This window comes from Synechococcus sp. MIT S9509 (assembly GCF_047303035.1).
Taxonomy (GTDB): Bacteria; Cyanobacteriota; Cyanobacteriia; order PCC-6307; family Cyanobiaceae; genus Synechococcus_C.
On the sequence record NZ_CP138940.1, the window covers coordinates 2,195,691 to 2,220,496 of the forward strand.

Annotated in this window: 17 protein-coding genes; 10 read left to right on the forward strand and 7 right to left on the reverse strand. The window is 55.6% G+C overall.

Going from position 1 to position 24,806, the window contains the following annotated elements; genetic code table 11:
• Positions 1-230: 230 nt before the first annotated feature.
• The 4 genes from SIB73_RS12505 to recN all read right to left on the reverse strand — a co-directional run bounded on the left by SIB73_RS12505 (position 231) and on the right by recN (position 8,076).
• Complete coding sequence (locus SIB73_RS12505; RefSeq protein WP_413404656.1) at positions 231-1,733, reverse strand: alpha/beta fold hydrolase; 1,503 nt, start codon at positions 1,731-1,733, stop codon at positions 231-233.
• Positions 1,730-4,708 (reverse strand): excinuclease ABC subunit UvrA, encoded by a 2,979-nt coding sequence (gene uvrA, locus SIB73_RS12510; protein ID WP_413404654.1) that lies wholly within the window; start codon positions 4,706-4,708, stop codon positions 1,730-1,732. Before uvrA ends, SIB73_RS12505 begins: the two co-directional genes overlap by 4 nt.
• Positions 4,709-5,187: 479 nt before the next feature.
• Entirely contained in the window at positions 5,188-6,015 is an 828-nt protein-coding gene (locus SIB73_RS12515; RefSeq protein ID WP_413404652.1) for a hypothetical protein, read from the reverse strand.
• A 372-nt stretch (positions 6,016-6,387) separates the two neighbouring features.
• Positions 6,388-8,076, reverse strand: coding sequence for a DNA repair protein RecN (recN, locus tag SIB73_RS12520; protein WP_413404650.1), 1,689 nt, complete (start codon positions 8,074-8,076; stop codon positions 6,388-6,390).
• Between the two features lie 61 nt (positions 8,077-8,137).
• Between recN and SIB73_RS12525 the strand changes: the two genes are divergently transcribed.
• From SIB73_RS12525 to purF, 7 genes are all read left to right on the forward strand, one after another.
• Entirely contained in the window at positions 8,138-10,018 is a 1,881-nt protein-coding gene (locus SIB73_RS12525; protein WP_413406188.1) for an ABC1 kinase family protein, read from the forward strand.
• Between the two features lie 23 nt (positions 10,019-10,041).
• Complete coding sequence (locus SIB73_RS12530) at positions 10,042-10,626, forward strand: alpha/beta hydrolase (protein ID WP_413404648.1); 585 nt, start codon at positions 10,042-10,044, stop codon at positions 10,624-10,626.
• A gap of 101 nt (positions 10,627-10,727) precedes the next feature.
• Entirely contained in the window at positions 10,728-11,786 is a 1,059-nt protein-coding gene (thrC, locus tag SIB73_RS12535) for a threonine synthase (RefSeq protein ID WP_413406186.1), read from the forward strand.
• A gap of 460 nt (positions 11,787-12,246) precedes the next feature.
• The gene (gene dnaN / locus SIB73_RS12540; RefSeq protein WP_413404646.1) at positions 12,247-13,413 is read left to right on the forward strand and encodes a DNA polymerase III subunit beta; all 1,167 of its coding nucleotides are present in this window, start codon (positions 12,247-12,249) and stop codon (positions 13,411-13,413) included.
• A gap of 2 nt (positions 13,414-13,415) precedes the next feature.
• Positions 13,416-14,186, forward strand: coding sequence for an RNA methyltransferase (locus SIB73_RS12545; RefSeq protein ID WP_413404644.1), 771 nt, complete (start codon positions 13,416-13,418; stop codon positions 14,184-14,186).
• A gap of 51 nt (positions 14,187-14,237) precedes the next feature.
• Positions 14,238-16,580: a phosphoribosylformylglycinamidine synthase subunit PurL gene (gene purL, locus SIB73_RS12550; protein ID WP_413406184.1), complete on the forward strand. Its 2,343-nt coding sequence runs from the start codon at positions 14,238-14,240 to the stop codon at positions 16,578-16,580.
• A 139-nt stretch (positions 16,581-16,719) separates the two neighbouring features.
• Entirely contained in the window at positions 16,720-18,177 is a 1,458-nt protein-coding gene (gene purF / locus SIB73_RS12555) for an amidophosphoribosyltransferase (protein ID WP_413404642.1), read from the forward strand.
• Positions 18,178-18,207: 30 nt separating this feature from the next.
• Here the strand turns inward: purF and SIB73_RS12560 are convergent, their stop codons facing one another.
• From SIB73_RS12560 to queG, 3 genes are all read right to left on the reverse strand, one after another.
• Positions 18,208-20,724, reverse strand: a complete 2,517-nt coding sequence (locus SIB73_RS12560; protein ID WP_413404640.1) for a DNA gyrase/topoisomerase IV subunit A — start codon at positions 20,722-20,724, stop codon at positions 18,208-18,210.
• Between the two features lie 55 nt (positions 20,725-20,779).
• On the reverse strand, positions 20,780-21,625 hold the full coding sequence (locus tag SIB73_RS12565) for a tetratricopeptide repeat protein (RefSeq protein WP_413404638.1): 846 nt from the start codon (positions 21,623-21,625) through the stop codon (positions 20,780-20,782).
• Positions 21,626-21,693: 68 nt separating this feature from the next.
• Positions 21,694-22,656: a tRNA epoxyqueuosine(34) reductase QueG gene (queG, locus tag SIB73_RS12570; RefSeq protein ID WP_413404636.1), complete on the reverse strand. Its 963-nt coding sequence runs from the start codon at positions 22,654-22,656 to the stop codon at positions 21,694-21,696.
• A gap of 41 nt (positions 22,657-22,697) precedes the next feature.
• Between queG and SIB73_RS12575 the strand changes: the two genes are divergently transcribed.
• The 3 genes from SIB73_RS12575 to nusB are packed head-to-tail and all read left to right on the forward strand — an operon-like array spanning position 22,698 to position 24,799.
• Complete coding sequence (locus tag SIB73_RS12575; RefSeq protein WP_413404634.1) at positions 22,698-23,357, forward strand: HpsJ family protein; 660 nt, start codon at positions 22,698-22,700, stop codon at positions 23,355-23,357.
• Between the two features lie 49 nt (positions 23,358-23,406).
• The gene (locus SIB73_RS12580) at positions 23,407-24,144 is read left to right on the forward strand and encodes a DUF502 domain-containing protein (protein ID WP_413404632.1); all 738 of its coding nucleotides are present in this window, start codon (positions 23,407-23,409) and stop codon (positions 24,142-24,144) included.
• A gap of 28 nt (positions 24,145-24,172) precedes the next feature.
• A complete protein-coding gene (gene nusB, locus SIB73_RS12585; protein ID WP_413404630.1) occupies positions 24,173-24,799 on the forward strand; it encodes a transcription antitermination factor NusB in 627 nt (208 codons plus the stop codon).
• The last annotated feature ends 7 nt before the right edge of the window (positions 24,800-24,806 follow it).

Below are 24,806 nucleotides of genomic sequence, written 5' to 3' on the forward strand. Positions count from 1 at the left end.
CCAACACATTCAGGAACAGGTCCTGGTGTCCGATTAAGGATTAGGTGATGTGGAGATTCAAAAAGATAAAAACAATCTGACAAATGAATCTGCAGAGATTGAAAGCACGTGCAAATCCCCTGGCTTTAAAAGGATTTAAAAGAGACGGGCACTACAAATTGAGATTGATTTTGATATAGATATGCAAACAAAAAAATTGGATCAGAACATTTCCATAGCGTAAAGAATTTTCATAATTGACCGGTGACATCCATCAGCGGCACGCGTCGATTGCCCCATCCACCGGCACTGAAGCTGAGGGAATCGGTGATGCCCAGGTGATCATTGATCCAGGCAAGGATCAGAGGTCCCAGCACAGATGGTTCTTTGGCATCCACCGGAGCCCAGAGGTTGAAGTGATCACCACCTGATGCCAGAACAATGCGATGGCCATTGGCCAGAGGTTGACCGTTGCGCAACGGAACAACCGCTTCAGGATCCGAGGGGACAACCCAATCGCGGGTTCCACTCACAAGCAAAACCTTGGCATGCATTGAAGGACCACTGGATTCATCAAACAGCAGGCGCAGTGGAGGACTGACCACAACCGCGGTTCGAACTCTCATGTCACCCAGAGATCCCTGATCAGCACCTTTCAACCAGCTGCACTGAAGAACCCAGCTCAGGTTGCGGTCTGGATCACGAGGATTGCGGCAGCGTGAACTCAGCTTCCGGCTCGTGGTCTTCAGACCGCCCAGCTGCAGAGCTGCAGTGGCACCCCAGGAATGACCGACAACAGCCACTGAATCGGTTTGAACAGAAGAACCAGAGAGCAGGATGCCAGCTTCGACCGCATCGATCACGGCGGTGACATCCATGGGACGCAAGCGAAGTTCGTCCGATGCCGGTGGGGGCTTTTTGCCCTTGAGCATTGAATTTTGCTGCTTTGCATTACTGCCTGGGTGGTCAGGCAGCAGGACGAAATATCCATGGGCAGCAAGCAGATGGGCCCAGCCCTCGTAACTGGAGGGTTCATCCCAGAGCCCGTGGGAGATCACCACCAGTCGACCGTTAGGCCTTGCGGTGGGAGAAATAACAGTGACCTCCAGAGGCTGCGGACGATGCTGAATCGCAACGGAACGTTGTTGGCGCGTCCAACCTGATGCAGCGGCATCAACGATGGTTGATGCAACAGGCTTGGCTGCAGTGCCCCTCTGCACCAGCGCCTTTGCATCGTCTTGGTTGTCGCTGAGCCTTTTGGCATAGGCAGCGAGCACCTGAAGATTGATCGAGATCTCATCACCAGGGACATGACGCAGAAATCCCAGCAGATGGGGCTCATCATCCCGATAGGCCGCGATCAGAGCCTCCGACACCATGCGCCCGCTGGTGTCGACAGGGAGACCCTTGACCTGAATCAGTTCTGAGGCTGCCAGAAGCAGCTGCTCAAACAGAGGGTGCCCAAGGGACTGGAGAACGATGCTGCTGGTCTCTTCAGGAAGAGGAGCAGTCAACAGTGATTCGATCAGCTTCTGCACCGATCCTTCCCCTGCCCAATCCAGCTCCCGAAGATCCGGATTGGAATCGATCAACTCCCGTGCGTTGGTGGCCTGAGTCAAATCCAGGCTGATGCTCTCATCGAGCAAGGGCAAAGTGAAGGTGAGACGCTCAACCGCTGCCACTGGTTGAGCGACCAGCAGCGAAGCCGCAGCTGCAACCAGCCCATGAAAGCGGAAACACGGGTAGGACGTCATGCCGCCAGAGGAACCGTCTGAGGGGGATGCTGCTCCAGAACCCGGGCGAGATAGCGACCGGTGTGACTGGTTGGATGCTGGGCCACCTCTTCCGGCGTTCCGCAGGCCACCAACTGTCCGCCGCGATCACCACCTTCTGGACCAAGATCAATCAACCAGTCGGAACAACGAATCACATCAAGGTTGTGCTCGATACAGATGATGGAATTGCCCTTGTCGACAAGACGCTGCATCACATCCATCAGTTTGTGCACGTCATAGAAACTCAGGCCGGTGGTGGGCTCATCGATCAGATAAAGCGTCTTACCGGTGGCCCTGCGAGAAAGCTCCGTCGCCAGCTTCACCCGTTGCGCCTCACCCCCGGAAAGCGTGGGTGCAGGCTGACCCAGCTTCACGTAACCAAGACCCACATCCACGAGGGTCCGCAGTCGGTCAGCCGCCTGCGGAATGGCTGAAAACACCTCGGCGGCCTGCTCAACGGTCATCTCCAGAACGTCAGCAATGGTGTGGCCCCTGTAGGTGACCTGAAGGGTTTCACGATTGAATCGTGCGCCCTTGCATACATCGCACTGCACGTAGACATCCGGCAGGAAGTTCATTTCGATCACATTGACCCCCTGACCACGGCAAGCCTCACAGCGTCCGCCCTTGACGTTGAAACTGAACTGACCCACCTGATAGCCACGAGCCTTGGCTTCAACGGTGGCTGCAAACACCTGACGAATCGGATCAAACGCACCGGTATAGGTGGCGGGATTGGAGCGGGGGGTCCTGCCGATCGGTGACTGGTCAATCACGATCACCTTGTCGATCGACTTGAGACCACGCATCTCCCCGAGACCGTGGGGGAAGGGCACTTTGTGACCAAGTCCATGCTCGAGCGCAGGGTGAAGCAACTCATTCACAAGCGTGCTCTTGCCGCTGCCGCTCACCCCGGTGATGGAAACCAGACGACCAAGCGGAAACTCAACGCTCAGGTCCTTGAGATTGTTGCGATTGCAATTGAGCAGCTTGAGGCTGCGAGTCCCCGCCGAACGGCGTTCAGCAGGGGTGGGAATGCTTCGCTCACCACTGAGATAAGCACCGGTAACCGAGTCCGCTGCATTCAGGAGATCGTCAAGAGATCCCTCCGCCACGATGTGGCCTCCGTGCACTCCGGCTCCAGGACCGATATCCACCACGTGATCGGCGGCGCGAATGGTGTCCTCATCGTGTTCCACAACCACCAGGGTGTTTCCCAGATCACGGAGACGTTCGAGAGTGGCCAGCAGACGATCATTATCCCGTTGGTGCAAACCGATGCTCGGTTCATCGAGCACGTAGAGCACTCCGGTAAGACCGGCTCCGATCTGAGTCGCCAGACGGATGCGCTGCGCTTCTCCGCCTGAAAGAGTCATCGCCGGCCGATCAAGGCTCAGATAGTCCAAACCCACATCCAGCAGAAAACGCAAGCGCATGCGGATCTCCCGCAACACAAGGTCTCCGATCTGCATCTGACGGTTCGTCAGCAGTGGCGCACTGCTCTCGAATGCGCCGACACCCATCAACTGCTCAATCCGATCAAGGGTCTGGCCCACGCTCACGGCAGTCAGATCGGTGATCCGAAAACAGCCCATTCGCACAGCCAGTGCCTCGGGGCGCAGTCGTTTGCCGGCACAGCTGGAGCAGGGAACCAGCTCCAGAAATTTCTCAAGCTTTTGACGCTGGGCCTCGCCGCTGGCATCACGCAACTGCCGCTCAAGAATCGGCAGGATTCCTTCGAAAGGGCGCTGATATCCAGCACTGCCCTTGCGGTAGCGGCTATCGGCCTGAATCAGGATCGGTTCGCGACTGCCGTTGAGCAACACGTCCTGCTGCTCTTCAGTGAGTTCCTTCCAGGGAGTCTTGATTTCGAAGCCGAAGGCCTCCCCAACGGAATAGAGCAGGGAGAAGTAGTAGGAATTGTCTTTCTCGGCCCAGGGAGCAACTGCGGCGTAAACGGGCAGTGAGGGATCCGGAACAACCCGCTCTGCAGTGAACTTGCGCAGGTGACCGATTCCATGGCACGCCTCACAGGCCCCGTAAGGACTGTTGAACGAAAACAATCTCGGAGACAGCTCCTCCATGATCGCCCCATGCTCGGGGCAGGCGAAATTCTCGGAGAACAAGCGCTCGCGGTCGACACCCTCTGGAAGTTGCTCATCCTTTTTGGGCACGACCTCAACAATGGCCAACCCATCTCCGCGTTTCAGAGCCGTACGCAGAGAATCGGTGAGTCTTTCCTGGATTCCCTCGCGAGCAACAAGCCTGTCGACAACGACTTCGATGTTGTGGCTCTGGTTCTTGTCGAGTTCAATGTTGTCCGCCAGTTCGCGCACTTCTCCGTCAATCCGCACACGGGCAAAACCCTCAGCGGCCAGACCGCTGATCAATTTGGTGTGGGTGCCCTTCTTGCCACGCACAACCGGAGCAAGCAGTTGATAGCGGGTTGATTCAGGCAGGGTGAGGATCTGATCAACCATTTCATCAATGGTCTGCGGGCGAATCGGACGATCACACCTCGGACAGTGCGGATCGCCCGCCCGCCCGAACAACAGGCGCAGATAATCCTGGATCTCCGTGACGGTTCCGACTGTGGAACGAGGGTTGTGACTGGTGGATTTCTGATCAATCGAGATCGCCGGTGAAAGCCCTTCGATGGCATCAACATCGGGCTTGTCGACCTGACCTAAGAACTGACGGGCGTAGGCGGAAAGGCTTTCGACATAGCGACGTTGCCCTTCAGCGAAGATCGTGTCAAAAGCCAGAGAGCTTTTACCGCTGCCGCTCACACCGGTGAACACCACCATCTTGTTGCGGGGGATGGTGAGATCGACGTTCTTGAGGTTGTGCTGCCGAGCTCCTCGAACGCGGATCACGTTCTCGTCGGATTCAGCAGTCAGCTTCACCGGCTCCGCCAGAGACGGGGCCTTGGATTTGGGAGCTGCGCGCCCCATACGGCTGAATCTCAGGGATCGCAGATTCTACTGAGATCGGATGATGGTCATGACGCTTTCTGATCCGACGGGCTGGCTACGTAGACGCCCGCTTCACAAAAGTCCAGACCCGACAACACTCACTGTCGCTGCTGAGTGTCCCGCAGATGGGACACTCTTGACGGTGCTCAGATCGACAACACTTGGCTGACCTTGAAACGCTGATCCACAGCCATGACATCAAAACCACTCAAGGCGGCCCCATTGTTAACTGACTTCACAAAAACTCCCCCTAAAAATCGCCGTGTATATCAATTTGCGTATGCTTTTTAGCATTAAAACCTTCATACAACCGCAGAAGGAATCACCAATTCTGCAGCGTTAAAAGCATTACAACCGACTTTGCAGAAGCAAAAACGGAAAACTTCACTGATCAGCAGATAGACATAATAACTTTAAATTCATATAAATACTTCTCGTAATGCAACCTTTAATAGCAGTCAGAGACGTTTAAGTACAAGCCATGTTGAATAATAATCCAACATGCATGGGTGACCACTCTTCTCCAAAAAAGACAGAGCTTTGAGGATAAGCTTGACTTCCCTGAAGCTATATCGTCGAAACGAAGGCGTTGATCCAATTCTTGAAAAATGCCTTAAATAATCGGATGGCTGCTTAATCACAACTGAATCATTATCCTGGCCACAGGAAACAACCTGATAACAGGTCGACAACCTTGCAATTGCATTAGCCCCAATCAATTCTTCGGAATCAAACAATTTCAAAGATTTATCTTTTAAACCAGCCAACATATGCGACCTTCTTAACCATTCAAAACTTCTTGAATCTGGAAAGCTAATCACCAAAAGATCATCTTTGTTTAATAAATTGATCCAGATTTTGATCAAAACATCAAGTGGATTTTTACTCCACTGAAGAAGATAACTGCTGATTACAACTCTTCTGCCATGTGTCTGCCCATGCTTCTGGTAAAAACCTGTCCATTTGGAGTTAAATGCATCCGACAATACACATTTTGGTTCAACATTAAAGATTTCTCGAATGCTTTTTGATGCAACATCAAGCATCAAGGTTTCTTGATCAACCAATACACACTCAGCCGGGAATACAATATTTTTATCTCTAAATTTATTGAGTAGTTGTTTTATCGCGAAGGCTGTACCACAGCCAATGTCGATGATTGAACTGATTGACTTTAAGTCATCCGTCTCCATGATTTGTCTAACCAAACGACTTGCAGCTCGTCCCTGGGGCAAGGCGTGGCTCTCATAGTCTTTTGCCGCCTTAGCAAATGTTGGTTGATACATTTACCAAACAACAGTTATTGAAATCATAAGACAACAGCACAGTCCAGCATTGTCAATCCTGGATTGAAATAATGCCATGCGTTCATCGATTTTTCATCAGCTATCTGAAAATATGGTGCTAAAACTCCTGATTAAATCGGCTTAAAAAGACTTTCGAGATCAATTTCTTTCAATAAATCATTTCCTACTGCGAGGGAGGCTGGGATCAACCTCCTAAGACTGGCGCCAAGCATCTGGAACTTGAATCACACCTGCTGACATCAAGTCATGAGTTACATCGACTCTGTCAAAAACGGGATCATGATCTGGGGAACGGTTGAACCTGCAGGGCTGGATCTGAAAAGTTGTCACTGCCGATCGGATAGCTGGTGCTCATGCTGCTTTCTGATCCAGAAGGCTGGCTGCATAAGCCTCAGCTTCATGCAGGTCTCCGCCTGCCAGTTCGGCCAGCTCACGCTGTCGCTGCTGGGTGTCCCGCAGCTGGGACACTCGTGAATAAGTCACTCCAGCGACAACGTCTTTACTGACGCGGAAATGCTGATCTGCAGCTGCGGCGACAAGGGGCTGATGGGTGACACAGAACACCTGGCGATGTTTTGACAACAGCCGAAGCAGATCAGCCATGGCACCACTGACACGACCGCTCACTCCTGTATCGATTTCATCGAAGAGCAAGGTGCTGGATCCATCAACCTCGGCAAGGCAGGTCTTCAGGGCCAGCAGAAAACGCGACATCTCACCTCCGGAAGCCACTTCAGCGAGCGGTGCCATGGGCTGACCTGGATTGGCCGAAAACAGGAAACAGATCGCATCCGCACCGGTCTCGCCAGGCTCGGATGGTTCAACAGCGACCTCAAAACGCACATTGGCCAATCCCATGGGCCTGAGATGATCCATCAACCGTTTTTGCAGCTTCGCCGCAACAACCAGTCGCATTGAATGCAGAGAAGCATTGCTGCGATCACGAATCACACAAGCCGCCTGCTCCTTGCTGCGCAACTGCTCAATCAGTGCATCAACACCCCCTGACTGCTGACGGTCACGCAGCTCATCGCGTCGCTTGATCAGATCACTCAGATTCTGACCATGCCTGCGTTCCAGGCGCTTGAGCTCGGCCAGACGATCCTGAAGAAGAGAGAGACGATGGGGGTCACTATCCAGTGAGGCTCCGTAACTCTCCAGTTCCCGGGTCAGATCCTGAGCAGCGGTTTCAAGATCCAGGCATCGATCCTTGATGGAATTCAGCGATGGATCAAGGCCCTGCATCTGCTGCAACTCATGGCTGCAGGCATGCAAATGCTCGATGGCTGAAGGTGCCTGATCAGCCCCATCCATCAGACGCCCGATCAGAAGACCGAGGCCCTGCTGCAGGCGCACACCGTGAACAAGACGATCCTGCTCCCGCTCGAGCAGCTCAATCTCCGCAGGGTCTTCAAGCTCGGCCCGGTCGAGTTCCACCAGCAACAGATCAAGCTCCTCCCGCTGCTCCTGAAGACGCAGCTGATCGGTTTCAGCGCGCTCAAGCTCATTTCGACAGCGGACCCAGTCACTCCAGTGGCTGCGAACCTGGTCAAGCTGAACCTCAAGAGAAACACCCCCAAGACGATCAAGCCAGCGTTTCTGCAGACCGGGACGCGCCAGCTGCTGGGTCTGACCCTGCACGGTGAGATCGATCAGCAGTGGACGCAGCAGCTGCAGCTGCTGACGATTGACCATCACACCGTTCAACCTCGAGCGACTGCTGAAACGTTCGTCCTGGCGCCGCCATTCCCGACTCACCACCAGCTCCTCATCTCCATCAGGGATCTCCTGCTCAAGCAACCAGCGTCTGGCAGCTGCGCCAGGTCGAAAACTGGCCTCGATTACAGCCCGCTCACATCCGGAACGCACAAGGCGCAGACCGGCGCCCGCCTGCAGGCCTCCAAGCACGGCATCAAGAGCATCAAGAAGGATCGACTTACCTGCTCCCGTCTCACCTGTCAGCACGGAGAAGCCATGATCAAAAGCAAGATCGAGGCTGTCGATTAAGGCGATGTTCTCGAGTCGCAGACCGGATAACACGGCAGACCCCGGTGTTGGTGCTGACCGTAGCGGCGGCTCAGCTCGATTAGAAGGGGTGCACATGGCATTGCGGCCGGTGGCCCCACAAGAACTCGGCGATTTCATCGAAGCGGCCGGTCTACTGACCTATGACCCGGCTGCCATCACCCGCATCTACGCGGGGCATCCGCAGAGATTGCTGAGGCGTCTCTGGCAGACCCTGGTGCCGATTGGAATGCTCTTGATCGGAATCGGCTTTGACTGGATCTTCCAACTGCTCAAGGATCCGAAACGGGCACGAAGCCGAGCCAAGGAATGCGCCGAGCTGCTTGTGGAACTCGGCCCGGCCTTCATCAAGGCAGGTCAGGCTCTATCAACGCGACCAGACATCGTTCCTCCGGTGCTCCTTGAGGAACTGGCCCAGCTGCAGGACCAGCTTCCAGGATTCGACAGCGCTCTGGCCATGGCTTGCATCGAAGAAGATCTGGGCGCTCCCGTCGACAGCATTTATGCAGAACTGGAACGCGAACCCATTTCCGCTGCCTCTCTCGGCCAGGTGCATCGAGGAACCTTGCACGACGGCCAACGTGTTGCCGTGAAAGTGCAGAGGCCCGGACTGCGTGAACAGATCACGCTTGACCTCTACATCGTGCGCAACATCGCTGCCTGGCTCAACAGCAACATCGGCCTGATCCGCAGCGATCTGGTTGCACTGATTGATGAACTGGGCAGTCGGGTGTTCGAAGAGATGGACTATCTCAATGAAGCGTCAAATGCGGAGAAATTCAGCGAGCTTCATCAACAAAATCCCCGCATCGCCGTTCCACACATTTATCGAGAAGCGACCAGCCGAAGAGTGCTGACGATGGAATGGATCGACGGCGTCAAACTCACCAATCTTGAAGCGGTGAGAGATCTGGGGATTGATCCAGACGACATGGTCTCTGTGGGCGTGAACTGCAGCCTGCAGCAACTGCTTGAACACGGCTTTTTTCATGCCGATCCACACCCAGGCAATCTGCTGGCCCTTGCTGATGGGCGGCTTTGCTATCTGGATTTCGGAATGATGAGCGAGGTTTCCCGTGAATCACGGACCGGTCTGATCCAGGCCGTTGTTCACCTGGTGAACCGCAATTTCGGCAAATTGTCAAAAGATTTCGTCAGCCTCGGATTCCTTGCGGAAGACGTGAACCTGGAGCCGATTGTTCCGGCTTTTGAAACCGTATTCAGTCAGGCACTGGAAGCGGGTGTCAGCCGCATGGACTTCAAAGCGGTCACCGATGACTTGTCCGGGGTCATGTACAAATTCCCGTTCAGAGTTCCGCCTTACTACGCACTGATCATCCGATCGCTGGTGACCCTTGAGGGAATTGCTCTGAGTGTGGATTCTGACTTCAAGATTCTCGGAGCCGCCTATCCCTACTTCGCTCGCCGACTGATGGAGGATCCGGATCCACAGCTCAGGCAAAGCCTGAAGGAGATGTTGTTCGACGGCGATATCTTCAGCTGGACCCGTCTGGAAAATCTCGTAGCCAGTGCAGCCAGTCAGGACCAGCTGGATCTGGAAGCCTTGCTGGATCAGGTTCTTGATTTCCTGGTGTCAACCCATGGGGGCATGTTGCGCCATCAGATAGTTGAAACTGCAGCCGACCGCATCGACTCACTCGGATGGATGACCCTGCAACGCATTGGCAGGCGCCTCCCCCGTCAGTTGCAACCAACCCGCCTCATGACGTCAGGAGCCGAACTGGATCAGGACTTCTACATGGACCTTGAACCGATCCGCCAACTCATCCAGGTTCTCCAGCAGCTGCCTGGATTCAGCCCGGATCTGCTGTTCAGCCGCTTGCCGAGATTGATGCGTGAACCAGACGCCCGACGCATGGGAGTTGAACTCGCACAGGGTCTGGCCGAACGAGGAGTTGTCCGACTGGTCAAAGCGGCGGCAGGAGTCTCCCCCTAGATTCCGATCACTTCGTTCTGCTCATGTCTGCACGATCACGCCTTCGCAGGCACGCTCTGGCAACAGGCTCAGCGATGGCTCTGAGCCTGCTGGGTGGTCTCCTGCCCGTTCACGCCGCCAAGGACGTTGCTCTTGTCAGTGGAGCTTTCATCCGTTCAATCAGTGTTGCGGACCTGGCCTACCTGGCTGAAACAGGCGAAGCGCGTGGGTTGTTGGTCGACCTCCTGAAACTGAGCAGACAGGATCCTGAGGATGTGGCGAAACTGCTCAATCAGGAACTGAATCTGCCACTGGTGCTGACCAGCAGGCTGATGTCCACAAGAATCGGAGATGTGATTCTGACCAGAGTGGCTCGGATCATCTATCCATTGAAAGTGCCCGCCCCCTCGGTGAGTGTTCCTGCCATCCGCGCCGGTGTGATCAATGGACTTCAGATCGGTGAAGGCGGATTGACAGCAATCAAATTTTTAGAGGCCTATCCAACAGACGTGATGGAAGTGAATATTCCTGCACTGATGGCTGTGATCGAAAAAGCGGAATCGATCGCAGGCCTGGTTCAGTTCTTCTCAGATTCCCCTTTGGACGGTCTGAAGGACGGCAGCAACTGAATCAGGTTGCTGTGCCTGCCACATAGATTCCTGAGGAACATTGCCCTCCGCAGGTGTCACTGCTCAACAGCTTCCGTCGCCGCTTTTCCCCTGCTCCTGTCATGCAGGACTGGCCAGGGCTGATTGAGGCTTACAGAACCTGGTTACCCGTGAGCAACTCCACTCCGGTGGTGACCTTGAGGGAAGGAGCAACACCGCTGATACCAGTGCCTTCGATCGCTGAAAGGATCGGAAAGGGAGTGAAGGTTTATGTGAAATACGACGGGTTGAATCCGACTGGTTCGTTCAAGGACCGGGGTATGACCATGGCGATCAGCAAGGCCAAGGAAGCTGGATGTGAAGCCGTGATCTGTGCCAGTACCGGCAACACATCAGCGGCAGCCGCGGCCTATGCAAGACGTGCGGGGATGAGGGCCTTCGTGCTGATCCCCGATGGATATGTCGCCCAGGGAAAGCTGGCTCAGGCGCTGGTCTACGGAGCCGAGGTGCTCGCGATTCGGGGCAACTTCGACAAAGCTCTCGACATTGTGCGTGAGGTATCGGATCAGTACCCGGTCACCTTGGTGAATTCGGTGAACCCCTATCGCCTTCAGGGTCAGAAAACAGCCGCATTCGAACTGATCGACGCCTTAGGAGAAGCCCCTGACTGGTTGTGCATTCCCATGGGCAACGCCGGCAACATCACCGCCTACTGGATGGGCTTCCAGGAGTATCACCAGGCGGGCCGCAGCCGCACTCTGCCCAGGATGATGGGTTTCCAGGCCAGTGGATCAGCTCCGTTGGTCAACGAAACCACCGTGACCGATCCAGAAACGATCGCCACGGCCATCCGCATCGGCAATCCTGTGAACAGGGAAAAAGCCATTGCCGCAAGGGCAGCGAGCAACGGCGCATTCCTGGATGTGACAGATGAGGAAATCATTCAGGCCTACAAGCTGCTGGGAGGGCATGAAGGTGTGTTCTGTGAACCAGCCAGCGCTGCTTCAGTGGCGGGTCTGCTCAAACGCAAAGACGAAGTGCCTGCGGGAGCCACGGTGGTCTGTGTTCTCACAGGCAACGGACTGAAAGACCCTGATTGCGCCATTAACAACAACGACGCCGCCTTCCATACCGATCTGGAACCGGATCTCGGCACTGTGGCCAGGGTGATGGGTTTCTGAATCAACACCACAGCCGGACATCGTTATGAATGTCAAAAGGCCCCTTTTAAGGGGTTTTTTGATGTCGAAAGCCTGGATAAGAACAGCAACCAGATGATGAACTGCCTGCGGAAGCCTGCAGAAAACCCCGCCTCAAATCTGTGGAGACCCTGCTCCAAATGGCCCTGAACAGAACCCTCCGCCTTTCCCCAGGCTGTTGATTCTGTGAGAAACCGCTGTTTCTCCTCATCGGCGAAAAAAGATTCCCCAGGCCTGTGCGATCAGGAAACCATTGGCCTGAATGAGGCTTGGTGGTTTTCCACGATTTCCACAGGCCCTACTACGGCTGTTTTAGTTGTTTGGTTTAAAAGACTCAACAGCCAGTAAGAAGCATGAACGGCATGTTCGTTTGGACCATTGCGCTTCGTGCGTGCCTGTGAAACCGTGGGTGACCTCAGGCCTTGCAGCGGACAACGTCGCCATGAAACTGGTTTGTTCCCAAACGGAACTCAACGCTGCGCTGCAATTGGTCAGCAGAGCGGTTGCACCAAGACCGACCCATCCGGTGCTAGCCAACGTGTTGCTGACCGCTGATGCTGGCACCGATCGACTCAGTCTCACAGGCTTTGACCTCAACCTGGGCATTCAGACGTCTTTGTCAGCCACCGTTGAAACCAGCGGTGCGGTGACACTGCCGGCGCGGCTCTTCGGTGAGATCGTCTCGCGTCTTTCCAGTGATTCACCAATCACTCTTGTCACCGACGAAGCCGGGGAACAGGTTGAACTCACCAGCCTGAGCGGGAGCTATCAGATGCGAGGCATGCCTGCTGATGACTTTCCTGAGCTGCCTCTCGTTGAGAACGGCACAGCGCTCAAACTCGATCCGGCAGCCCTTGTCAAAGCACTGCGCAGCACCCTGTTCGCCAGCAGTTCCGACGAAGCCAAGCAGCTGCTCACCGGAGTGCATCTCCGTTTTGATCAGACCAGCCTCGAGGCGGCTTCCACGGATGGTCATCGTCTGGCCGTGCTCAGCATCAACGACGCACTCCAGGCCCCCCTAGCCCTCTCCGATCTTCAAGCTTCAGAGGAGGCTGGTCTCGCGGTCACCCTGCCGGCTCGCTCCCTTCGTGAGGTTGAACGCCTGATGGCGGGATGGAAAGGGACGGATGCCGTGAGTCTGTTCTGTGAGAGCGGTCAGGTGGTGGTCCTGGCTGCAGATCAGATGGTGACCAGTCGCACGCTTGAAGGCACATACCCCAATTACCGCCAGCTCATTCCTGATTCCTTCAACCGCACGCTTGATCTAGACCGTCGGGCTTTCGTCGCCTCACTTGAACGCATCGCCGTCTTAGCTGATCAGCACAACAATGTGGTGCGTATCGGCAGTGATCCTGAAAAGGGTCTGGTTCAGATCAGTGCTGATGCCCAGGATGTGGGCAGTGGTTCGGAGTCCCTGTCCGCAGAGATTGAAGGCGACCCCGTTCAGATCGCATTCAATGTGCGCTACGTGCTGGATGGTCTGAAAGCAATGGATTCAGAGCGTGTTCGGCTGCAGTGCAATGCCCCGACAACTCCGGCCATCCTTTCACCGTCAGATGATGCTTCAGGTCTCACCTATCTGGTGATGCCCGTTCAGATTCGTTCCTGATTTTGACGCTGCCTGACCCACTCCTGCTCAGCGATCTTCTGAGACATCGCGTCCGCTGTGACCAGGGACTTGATCACGGCATTGGAGTGATGGCCTGGATGCATCCTCCGGTGCATCGCCTGCTGGGCTGGGTCAGCCGTCCTTCCGCTTTGCGTGGCACCCGCGCCGTCTGGCGACTGAATCAGTGTCGTGGTCTTGAGGATCAACAGGTGTTTGTGAAGGGGACACCGTCGGAGATTGATCAGCTCACCCTTGAGAGGCTTCCCACCCTGCTTGATGCCGATTTGCTCGATTTCGCAGGAGAGCGGCTTGGCCAGATTGCAGACCTTGCGTTTGTCCCCTCCACCGGTGAGATCCTTCATTACCTGGTATCCCGCAGCGATCCTCGTCTGCCAGGAACCAGCCGCTGGAGACTGACACCTGATCGCATTGTTGATCAGCAGCCAGGACTGGTCTCCACCGGTCTTCGTGATCTGGATGACCTGCCCGAGGCTCGTGCCAGTGTTCGTCAGGATTTCGTTCGCAGGTCCCGTCACTGGCGAGAGCAGTTGCAACAGTTCGGCGATCGTGCCGGAGAAAGGCTTGAAGGTTGGTTGGAGGAACCTCCCTGGGATGAACACCTCTCTCGCAGTGATTTGAATGAGCCAGATGGTTCTCCTCAGGCCACGGATTCAGATCCACTGGAGGATTGGACTGACGACGACTGGATTGATCGCGAGCCGGTCATGCAGAACCGCAGGTCTGTGGAACGGGATGGTGATCCCTGGATCTGATTGGTCACGGACTGGCCGTCGGCAACACTGGGAGTAGATGACCTGTTGACTGTGGTCCAGTCTTCTTCTGCGGCTGAGACATTTGATGTCGAGGCCGCCCTCCGCCAGGAAGGGCTCACCCAGCAGGATTACGTCGAGATTCAGCGGCGGCTGGGCCGTGACCCCAACCGGGCTGAACTCGGCATGTTCGGAGTGATGTGGTCCGAGCACTGTTGTTATCGCAATTCCAGACCGTTGCTCAGTGGCTTCCCGACTGAGGGGCCTCGCATCCTGGTGGGTCCCGGAGAAAACGCCGGTGTGGTGGATCTTGGAGCTGGCCATCGCCTTGCCTTCAAGATTGAGAGCCACAACCATCCTTCGGCGGTGGAACCTTTTCAGGGAGCAGCCACAGGTGTCGGTGGAATCCTTCGCGACATCTTCACCATGGGTGCTCGTCCGATCGCTCTGCTGAATGCTTTGCGCTTCGGCCCTCTGGAGGATTCCGCCAACGTTGGACTGATGCAGGGCGTGGTGGCTGGCATTGCCCATTACGGCAATTGCGTGGGTGTTCCCACCGTGGGTGGTGAAGTGGCTTTTGATCCCTCCTACAGCGGAAATCCCTTGGTCAATGCGATGGCCCTCGGTCTGATGGAGACCGACGACATTGTGAAATCAGGAGCCTCCGGGGTTGGCAACCCCGTGATTTACGTAGGCAGCACCACGGGGCGTGATGGCATGGGAGGAGCCAGTTTTGCCAGCGCTGAGCTGAGTTCCGCTTCGCTGGATGATCGTCCAGCTGTTCAGGTGGGAGATCCTTTTCTGGAAAAGGGATTGATTGAAGCCTGTCTGGAAGCATTCCAGAGCGGTGATGTGGTGGCCGCTCAGGACATGGGCGCTGCCGGTCTCACCTGCAGCTGTTCGGAGATGGCAGCCAAAGGCGATCTTGGAATTGAGCTTGATCTCGACAAGGTTCCTGCTCGAGAGCAGGGGATGACGGCTTACGAATACTTGTTGTCTGAATCGCAGGAGCGCATGCTGTTTGTGGTGCGTGCCGGTCGTGAAGAGCCTTTGATGGAGCGTTTCCGGCGCTGGGGTTTGCAAGCTGCAGTGGTGGGTCGTGTTTTGGCGGAGCCTGTGGTTCGGGTGCTTCAGGCAGGCGCTGTGGCCGCTGAGGTTCCCTCAAGGGCATTGGCGGAAGATACGCCGATCAATCACCATGAGCTGCTCAGTGAGCCTCCTGCTGAGATTCAGGAGCTGTGGCGCTGGTCGGAAGCGGACCTTCCCCTGCAAGAGCATGGCCATGACTGGGGCCAGAGTCTGCTGCGCTTGTTGGATGATCCCACGATTGCGAGCAAACGTTGGGTGCATCGTCAGTACGACCAGCAGGTGCTGGCCAACACTGTGGTGTCTTCGGGATCCGCAGACGCAGCTGTGGTCAGACTCCGGCCGCAGCAGGGTGAAGGGTCACTGGGCCGCTCAATCAAGGGAGTGGCTGCCACGGTGGATTGTCCCAATCGTTGGGTTGCACTGGATCCTGAGCGGGGAGCTCAGGCAGCTGTTGCCGAAGCGGCACGCAATCTGAGTTGTGTTGGCGCTGAACCTCTCGCAGTCACCGACAATCTCAATTTTCCTTCGCCTGAAACCCCGAAGGGCTATTGGCAGCTTGCGAAGGCATGCCGAGGTATTTCGGATGCCTGCAGAGCACTCAACACCCCGGTGACCGGTGGCAATGTCTCGCTCTACAACGAGATCAAAAACGATGACGGCACTCTGCAGCCGATCCACCCCACTCCTGTGATCGGCATGGTGGGTGGTGTCGATGACATCACCACTGTGATCGGTCTGGGATGGCGACAGGCCCATGATTCCATCTATCTGATTGGTGTCGGCCCTGAAGACGCCAAGGCTCCCTCTCTGGGTTTGGCAGGCAGTGCCTATCAACAGCTGATGACAGGGTCTCTGGCTGGTCGACCACCTCTGCCGGATCTTCTGATGGAGGCCAAGGTTGGCTGCCTTGTGCGTGAGGCGATTACTCGAGGTCTGCTTGGCTCAGCTCATGACTGCAGCGATGGCGGTCTATGCGTGACTTTGGCGGAATCTTCGATTGCTTCGGGGTTGGGAATCGAGATCGATCTCAATGTTCAGGGTGTGCGTTTGGATCGAGTTCTGTTTGCGGAAGGTGGGAGTCGGATCGTGGTGTCGGTGAAGGCGGATTGCATTGGGCAATGGGAGGCTCTGCTGGTTGAGAAGGATGCATTGCCAATCACTCGGATTGGTGTTGTGAGCGACCACCCTTATTTGCAAGTACGTGCTGATCAGGATCTTTGTCTGAATCTGGAGATTGATCAGTGTCGTGATGTCTTTAACAGTTCACTACCGCGGCGAATGGATCGAATCCAGGAGGTTTCTGAATGACCATGAGCTGCTTTGCTAAAGTTAAAGGACTTTTTTTAGTCCCCTTGTTTGTCTTCTTTGATGAACAAAACAGGAATTCCTTTATGAATTCTCAGGGCGTGTTCAATTTGTTTGATAATCTCATTGGCGGGGTGTAGTCATGTGTGGAATTATCGGTGTTTTTTCTGTTGATTCTGTTAATCAGCAGATTTATGACAACCTCCTTCTGCTTCAGCATCGTGGTCAGGACTCTGCAGGAATCGTCACGATGGATAAGTACACATTCCATGTTCACAAACAACGTGGGAGGGTGCGTGAAGCATTCCGAACGCGTGATATGCGCAAACTGCTCGGGAATGTTGGTATAGGTCATGTTCGCTATGCCACGAGAGGTGCAGCGGCAGCTGAAGATGAGGTTCAACCTTTTTATGTCAATGCTCCCTATGGGATCACTTTTGTTCACAATGGCAATCTGACCAATACAAGTCAGTTGGAACAGGATCTTTTCAAGATTGATCGACGCCATACCAACTCTTCCAGTGATACAGAGATGTTGGTGAATGTTCTCGCAACAGAGATCCAGTCTCACCTCACTGGCCCAGATCTTTCTCCCGATCAATTGTTTGACGCAGTGTCATCGCTGCATCGCAGAGTCAAGGGTTCCTATGCAGCAATCGCTCTGATCTCAGGTCGCGGCCTTCTGGCTTTCCGTGATCCCTTTGGTATCAGACCGTTGATTCTTGGCCGCAGAACTTCAAAAAAGGGACGAGATGAATGGATCGTGGCGAGTGAATCGCTCGTTATTGAAAACAGTGGTTATGAAATTGTTCGTGATGTTGAACCTGGAGAAGCAATCTTTATCGATTTTGATTTTAATCTCCATCAACGTCAGTGTGCGCAGTCTTACCAGCTTGTTCCCTGTGCTTTTGAATACGTTTATCTTGCACGGCCCGATTCCGTCATGAATGGGATTTCTGTTTACGAAACAAGGTTGCGGATGGGTGATCTGCTTGCACAAACAATTTCTGAATCATTACCAGCCGGTGATATTGATGTTGTGATGCCAATACCGGATTCGGCTAGGCCTTCTGCGATGCAAGTGGCAAAGCAACTTGGCATTGAATATCGGGAGGGATTTTATAAGAACCGTTATGTCGGACGTACGTTCATCATGCCTGGTCAGGCGGAAAGAAAGAAATCTGTGCGCCAGAAACTCAACGCGTTAGGTACTGAATTTTCTGGAAAAAATGTTTTGATTGTCGATGATTCCATTGTCCGTGGTACGACTTCCAGGGAGATTGTTCAGATGGCACGTGATGCTGGAGCGAATCAGGTCACGTTCACATCAGCTGCGCCCCCTGTGCGTTTTCCCAATGTCTATGGAATCAACATGCCTACGAGGGGCGAGCTTCTAGCTCATGGTCGATCGACCGATCAAATCGCAGATGTTCTGGCTGCGGATCATGTTGTTTATCAGAGCGTTGATAATCTAAAAAAAAGTATTGTTCAGGGAACCGATATTCAAGACCTTGAAATGTCCTGTTTTGATGGTCGCTATGTGACTGGAGATATTGATGAAAACTACTTCGAGTGGTTGGAGGGAAATTGCACTTCTTGAACAGAATTTTGAATTGATTGATGAATCAACTCAGCTCAGGAGTGGAACGAGCTGAACCAGTGTTTCTTCTGCTTTGAATTTCAGCTGCGTGGGTTGATTACTTTCCATGCTGATTGTTGAGTTTTTGATGCGGGCATGGCGCCCTTTGTTGGTGACAACACCCACCAGACCTGCGCTTTCACAGACTGAGACCAGGCGATCAGTTTTTTTGTCATCGCTGTTCACTTTCACAGCGATTTCCCCTAGATCTCCACGTTTGCAACGACGCAGTTCATTCAGAGAGAGGCGAATCAAACCACCGTTGTTGGTTCCAATCAGGATCTCCCCAATGCTGTTTGCGTCGGAATTGTTGGCTTCGGAGGTGCTGTTGTTAGCGGGTTGGCTGACAGCTCCAACAAGATTCTCTCCGGGCAGCATGCGCATGGTCATTGGTCCCTGGGCCAGTTTGCCCATCAACGGCAGGCACTGCTCTTCAATCGGCAAGCAGAGAATTCGACCGATGTCGCTGACCAGAGCCACGGTCCCCCCCTGTTCGCAAATCACTGCTGAAAGCAGTGAGACGCCCTCCTTCAGTTTGAGAATGGTGGCGGCGCGGCCCGATAGCTCCTGAATGTCGTCCAGTGGAAGTCGTTTGAAGCGTCCGTCTGTGGTCAGCAGACCAAGAGACATGCGGCTGTTGGTGTCTTTGTCATCAGCAGCGGGAAGTCGAAGCAGGTTGATCACTGTTTCGCCTTCCAAAGCGGTTGGCAGGAAACGCTCCAGCCCACCGGGTTGCTGACCTGCATACTCCCAGCGCAGCAGGGCGATGCGACCACTGGCGGTGAGTGCCAGCAGTCGTGGTGCGGGGTTGATCGGCAGGATCAGTCGTGCTGGCGACGGTTCATCGCCCAGACCAACTGGTTCATTGAGATGCAATCGGCCGAGCAGCTGGGGGCTCACCACCTTCACCTGCCCATCGGTCTGGATCAGGATCCGTGATTCAGGTGGCAGAGCATCGAGGGCCTGACGGCGTTGCAGTTCGGCATTGGGGCGCTGGCTTGCAGCTCGTTCAGCCAGCAGGTGATCACCTCCCTCCACCAGACGTGTGCGGCGGGGGCTAGCAAAACGTTTTTTCAGGTGGCGGAGTTCCTGAACCAGGGCATCCAGCAGCTGTTGTCGATCGTCCAGTAGCAACCTCAGTCTTTGCCGCTCAGCTCGCAGTTCATCGGCCTCCTGGCGCAGGCTCTCTTGCTCCAGCCCCGTGAGCCGACGCAAGGGCATGGCCAGAACAGCATCAGCCTGTCGCTCGCTCAGATCCAGCTGCACCATCAGGCTCGCCCGGGCCGTTGATGCATCGCGCGCCTCCTGAATCATGGCGATCACCTTCTGCAGGGATGCCAGCGCTGTGATCAGACCTTCCACCACCTCGAGCCGGTCTTCCGTTTTGCGCAGGGCATGGCTGGTCCGGCGTATCAGCGTCAGCTCCCGATATTCCAGGAAGGTCTGCAGCAGTTGCCGCAACGACAGTTGGCGAGGTTGACCATCCACAAGTGCCAGCAGGATGGCTCCGAAGTTGCTTTGCAGAGATGTGCGGCGCTGCAAGTCCTTCAGAACCACATCCGTCTCGGCGTCTCGCCTCAGTTCCACCACAATCCGCATGCCTTCGCGGTCGCTTTCATCGCGTATGTCGGCAATGCCACCGATCTTTCCGTCGTTGACCTGTTCAGCAAGCTTTTCGATCCAGCCAGCCTTGCTCAGCTGATAAGGCAGCTCAGTGACAATCACCGCATTGCGTTTGTGTTTGCCCTTTCCAGGTTGCACTTCCTCCACGTGGGCGACGCCCCGCATGGGAATGCTGCCGCGACCGCGGAGATAGGTGTCGCGGATTCCACTGCCCAGCAGCACTTCACCGCCTGTGGGGAAATCAGGCCCTGGAATCAGAGCCAGCAACTTCTCATCGCTCAGATCCGGTTTTCGCACCAGTGCCACCAGTCCATCCACCACTTCGCCCAGGTTGTGGGGGGGGATGCTCGTGGCCATGCCCACCGCGATTCCGGCACAGCCATTCAGAAGCAGAAACGGCAGCTGGGCCGGCAGCACAGTGGGTTCCTGCTGGGAACCATCGAAGTTGGCAGCGAAATCGACCGTGTCGTCGCCGATTTCATCCAGCAGCGCCTCGTGGGCAATGGGAGCCAGCCTCGTTTCGGTGTATCGCATTGCGGCTGGAGGATCGTCGTCCACGGAGCCGAAGTTGCCGTGGCCGTCCAGAAGGGGATGGCGACTTGAAAAAGTCTGGACCTGCCTGACAAGGGCGTCGTAGACAGCCTGATCACCGTGAGGGTGGTATTTGCCGAGAACGTCGCCGACAACGCGGGCGCATTTGCGGTAAGGGCGGTCCGGGGTCAGCCCTAGTTCATGCATCGCGTAAAGGATGCGTCGCTGAACGGGTTTGAGACCGTCGCGAACATCCGGCAGTGCTCGACCCACGATCACGCTCATCGCGTACTCGAGATAGGAGCGCTGCATCTCCTGATGCAGGGCGATCGGTTGAACGCGCTCCTCGGCCATCCGCTCCGGAATCAAGAAGGCAGAAGGCGCTTAGCCTACAGATCTTCCTTCTGAATCACTCAGCCGATTTGGGATCGGCGTTTGCTTCAGCACGTTCAACGGCACCTCTGAGGCTGGGCGTCGTCAGCAGAACTTCAGTTGCCTGGCGAAGTTTCGAGCCCCAGAGTTGATTCTCCTGATGCCCTGGAAGCACGTAATTGGGATCTTCAGCAAGCGCTTTGCGAGCCAGTTCAAGCGATTCAGCATCACCCGGAGACTGTTGATTGAGTGCAGCCGCCAAAGCCAGCATCGGTTCAGGATTGCGTTTGATCGACAGGACGGAACGCCAGCGTTTGATGGCTTCGGGTGTGTTGCCCATTTCGAACAGAACCAGTGCCTGATTGTTCAGCGCTTCCCAGAAGCTGGGTTTGATGGTTGTGGCCTGTTCGAATGCCTTCAGAGCTTGTCTCAGGTCAGACTGCATCACGCGGGCATTGCCGAGATCGAAGTAGGCACCGGCATTTTTGGGATCCAGTCGCAGACCTTCATCGAGAAGGGAGATGGCGTCGTCCGGTCGCTCGTCCCGCAGTGCAATGGATGCCTCAGCGAACCAGAGTCCGGCTTTCCCCGGTTTCAGTGCCTTGGCTTTGGCCAGTGAACCAGCGGCCGCTTTGAGCTGATTGCTGCGCAGTTGCGCTTCGGCCAGCACCGACCACAGTCGTTCGTCATTGGGTTGAAGGCTTACAGCCAGTGCAGCGAGACTTGCCGCTTCCTCCGGCTGTCCCAGACGCAGCAATTGTGCAGCGGTCCGGCCGATGCCGACGCCGGCACCTTCAAGTTCCTGAGCGCTGGGTGTGTAGACGTATGGGGTCAGAGCCCTGACCGGTGCGGCGCCGAAGGCAGCAAGGGCTCCCGTCAGCATTGATATCACCAGAGCCCGATGCCTGCCCCGTTGTCTACGAGCACGAACTCCCATCGCTGATCCAGCACTCAACCCACACTAGGGGGGTTGTCAGGTCTGGCAGCTGCCGCATTGCGCCTCCACATCCAGGGTTTGATCCTGCGCAGAGCTGATCCGCGCAGCCGTTCATCCCAGTCTTCATCGGTCCAGTTCTGGACATGCTCCGCTTTGAGATCCAGCAACCAGGGCCTTGGCTGCACATCCGGGTCGTCGCTGGAAGGAATGGAGCCGTGATTGAACGGACAGACGTCCTGGCAGATGTCACATCCAGCGACCCAGGGTCCCATGGCTTCGGCCATCGCTTCAGGCAGTTCAGGATTGCGGTTTTCAATCGTGTGAAAAGCGATGCAGCGCCTTGCATCCACCACGAAGGGTTCGGTGATCGCAGAGGTGGGACAGGCCTCAATGCAGGCTCGACACTGCCCGCATCGCGCTTTGGCTGGTTGATCGGCCTGAAGAGGTTCGGTCGTGATCAGGTGACCGATCACCATCCATGAACCCCTCCTGTTGTGAATCACGTTGCTGTGTTTGCCGATCCAGCCCAGCCCAGCCTCCTCAGCCCAGGCTTTGTCGAGCAGCGGTTCTGCGTCGACGCAGACCCGCCAGTTGCATTGCGGCCGCACCGTTTGCAGCCAGCGGCCAACCCTTCTCAAGCGTTGATTCACCACCCTGTGGTAGTCCCTTCCCCACGCATAGCGGGCCACTGCAAGACGACCCGGATGCCGGTCTGCGGAAACGTGGTAATTCAATCCCACCGCCAGGATGCTTTCAGCACCTTCCAGCAGGCGTGCCGCTGACAGTCGACGCGGTGCCGCCATCCAGTTCATGTCGGCCTGATGGCCTGCCTCCAGCCAGCGCTGCAGCGCGGCGGTCCGCATCTGCAATCTTTCACTGCCTGGCAGGGAGGCGATGCCGACGGGGTCAAAACCCTCGTTCCTGGCCTGTTGCTTGAGGGCCAGGCTCAGCTCTGCAACGTTGGCTGGAACATTCAAAAAGCTGACCTTAAAGTTGGGCACCCTTCTGGCATCGTGCCTTGTCATCTCCCTCCCAAGACTCTTCTTTGCGTGCAGCACCTTTGTTGCGCTGGTTGGGAATCACGTTGGTGCTCCTGCTCTCGATTCAGATTGGAGTGGTTCTCAGTGCCGCCGATTGGAGCGATGGGGTTTTTCAGCAGCTTCTGATTGAACGTCTTGTGAGCCAGGCTCCGATGGGTTTCGTCGGTTTGCTGCTCATGCTGATTGGGTCCCGCCTGGATCACCCGCAGCAGCGCCGCACACCGATTCGCTGGGTCGTCTGTGTCATCTCAGCGATTCTCGCTGTGGCCATGATCGCTGTGATTCCTCTTGGAATCTCAGGAAATCAATCCTTGACGGGTGAGGCTGATCAGACCCTTGAGCAAAGGCGCAACCAACTGGAAATGGCCCGTCAGCAGTCGGCGAATCCTGAAAATGTGAAGGTTCTCGGTGAACAGTTGGCTCAGGCAGGTCAGCTTCCTGCTGATGCCACCGAGGAGGACAAGATTCAGGCTGCTCAGACGTTCATTGACAAGCAGTTGTCACAGATGACCGAGCAGATTCAGCAGGCCGAACGCCAACGCGATCTGACCATCAATCAGCGTTTCTTCGGAGGCACCGTCAGTGCGGTCGTGTTGGCGGTGGCGCTGGTATTGCTCGCTCTCAGCGCTGTCCTCTGACCGCTGGTTAAGTTGGTCTAATTCGTAGGCTCCAGGCCCCGGGCGTTCCTTGGTTCAGTCCAATCCAAGACCTGACCTGCCGCTTAGCGCCAGGCTTCAGAATGACCTCAAGAACGACCTGATTGCAGGTCTTCTTGTGGTCATTCCGCTCGCCACCACAATCTGGCTCTCCACGATCGTCAGCAGGTTTGTGCTGGCGTTCGTCACATCGATACCGAAACAGTTCAATCCATTCATCAATCTCAATCCTCTTCTTCAGGATCTGATCAACCTGGCCCTCGGTTTGACGGTTCCTCTGATGGGAATCCTGTTGATCGGTTTGATGGCAAGAAACATTGTCGGGCGCTGGTTGCTGGAATTCGGTGAGGGAACGCTGCAGCGCATTCCTCTTGCCGGTTCCGTTTACAAAACTCTCAAGCAGCTTCTTGAGACTTTTCTCCGCGACAATTCTCGACGATTCCGACGGGTTGTGCTGGTGGAATATCCGCGGGAAGGTCTTTACAGCGTCGGTTTCGTCACGGGGCAGGTGGGACCTTCACTTCAGTCCGACCTCGGTCAGGATCTGCTGAGCGTGTTCATTCCAACGGCACCCAATCCCACAACTGGTTGGTACACCCTGGTTCCCGAGGCGTCTGTCAGAGAGCTCGATATTTCTGTCGAAGATGCGTTCAGAACCATCATTTCCGCGGGGATTGTTAACCCTGACGAACGCGAAGCGCCAGTGAATCGCAGTTTTTCCAGTCTGATCGCCCAGCTCAGAGCTTCTGTGGCACCCTCATCGTCCTGAGTCGTTCGTTCGATACATCCCGCCGCTTATGCAGACCCGAACCCTCTCCCGTGAGCTTGCGCTGTTTGTGCTCGGTCAGTGCGCTGAACGGGAGCGTTCCTCAGCGGCGCAGGACAATCTCGAGACACTGCTTCAGAAAGCTCTCGACAGCCTGATGCAGCACTGGCGCGAGGTGCTTGATCATTGCGCCGGTGATCTGGACAAAGCTCAGCAGTCTCTGCTCGACAGCGAGTTGCAGGAGGGCAGTGCCTCCACTGATATGGCTTCTGTACGCACCCATCTGCGCGACACGCTCACAGGGGCGGAACAGGTGCTCAACGGCCTTTCGGCCAGTCTTGAGTTGCCTCGTCTTCTGGCGCTTGCTGATCAGGAACAGGTGCGTCAGGAAGCCATGCGTCGGATTCAGCTGGTCCTGAAGTCTCGTCAGGACATTGACGACGAACTCGACGGCGTCATGGAGGGTTGGAGGCTCAGCCGGCTGCCTCGCATTGATCGCGACATCCTGCGACTGGCAGTGGTTGATCTACGTTCGATGAACACGCCGGCTTCCGTCGCCTGCAGTGAAGCCGTGGAGCTGGCCAATCGCTACAGCGATGCACAGGGCCGTCGCATGATCAATGGGGTTCTGCGGCGTCTTCAGAACGCCACCGCCTAGGCGCTGC

Bases quoted from the DNA above. Each gene is read 5' to 3' on its own strand.
- uvrA (WP_413404654.1), bottom strand. From the start codon at position 4,708: ATGGGGCGCGCAGCTCCCAAATCCAAGGCCCCGTCTCTGGCGGAGCCG.
- thrC (WP_413406186.1), top strand. From the start codon at position 10,728: ATGCAGGACTGGCCAGGGCTGATTGAGGCTTACAGAACCTGGTTACCC.
- SIB73_RS12505 (WP_413404656.1), bottom strand. From the start codon at position 1,733: ATGACGTCCTACCCGTGTTTCCGCTTTCATGGGCTGGTTGCAGCTGCG.
- SIB73_RS12530 (WP_413404648.1), top strand. From the start codon at position 10,042: ATGTCTGCACGATCACGCCTTCGCAGGCACGCTCTGGCAACAGGCTCA.
- SIB73_RS12560 (WP_413404640.1), bottom strand. From the start codon at position 20,724: ATGGCCGAGGAGCGCGTTCAACCGATCGCCCTGCATCAGGAGATGCAG.
- nusB (WP_413404630.1), top strand. From the start codon at position 24,173: ATGCAGACCCGAACCCTCTCCCGTGAGCTTGCGCTGTTTGTGCTCGGT.
- SIB73_RS12525 (WP_413406188.1), top strand. From the start codon at position 8,138: ATGGCATTGCGGCCGGTGGCCCCACAAGAACTCGGCGATTTCATCGAA.
- dnaN (WP_413404646.1), top strand. From the start codon at position 12,247: ATGAAACTGGTTTGTTCCCAAACGGAACTCAACGCTGCGCTGCAATTG.
- purF (WP_413404642.1), top strand. From the start codon at position 16,720: ATGTGTGGAATTATCGGTGTTTTTTCTGTTGATTCTGTTAATCAGCAG.
- SIB73_RS12515 (WP_413404652.1), bottom strand. From the start codon at position 6,015: ATGTATCAACCAACATTTGCTAAGGCGGCAAAAGACTATGAGAGCCAC.
- SIB73_RS12565 (WP_413404638.1), bottom strand. From the start codon at position 21,625: ATGCTGACGGGAGCCCTTGCTGCCTTCGGCGCCGCACCGGTCAGGGCT.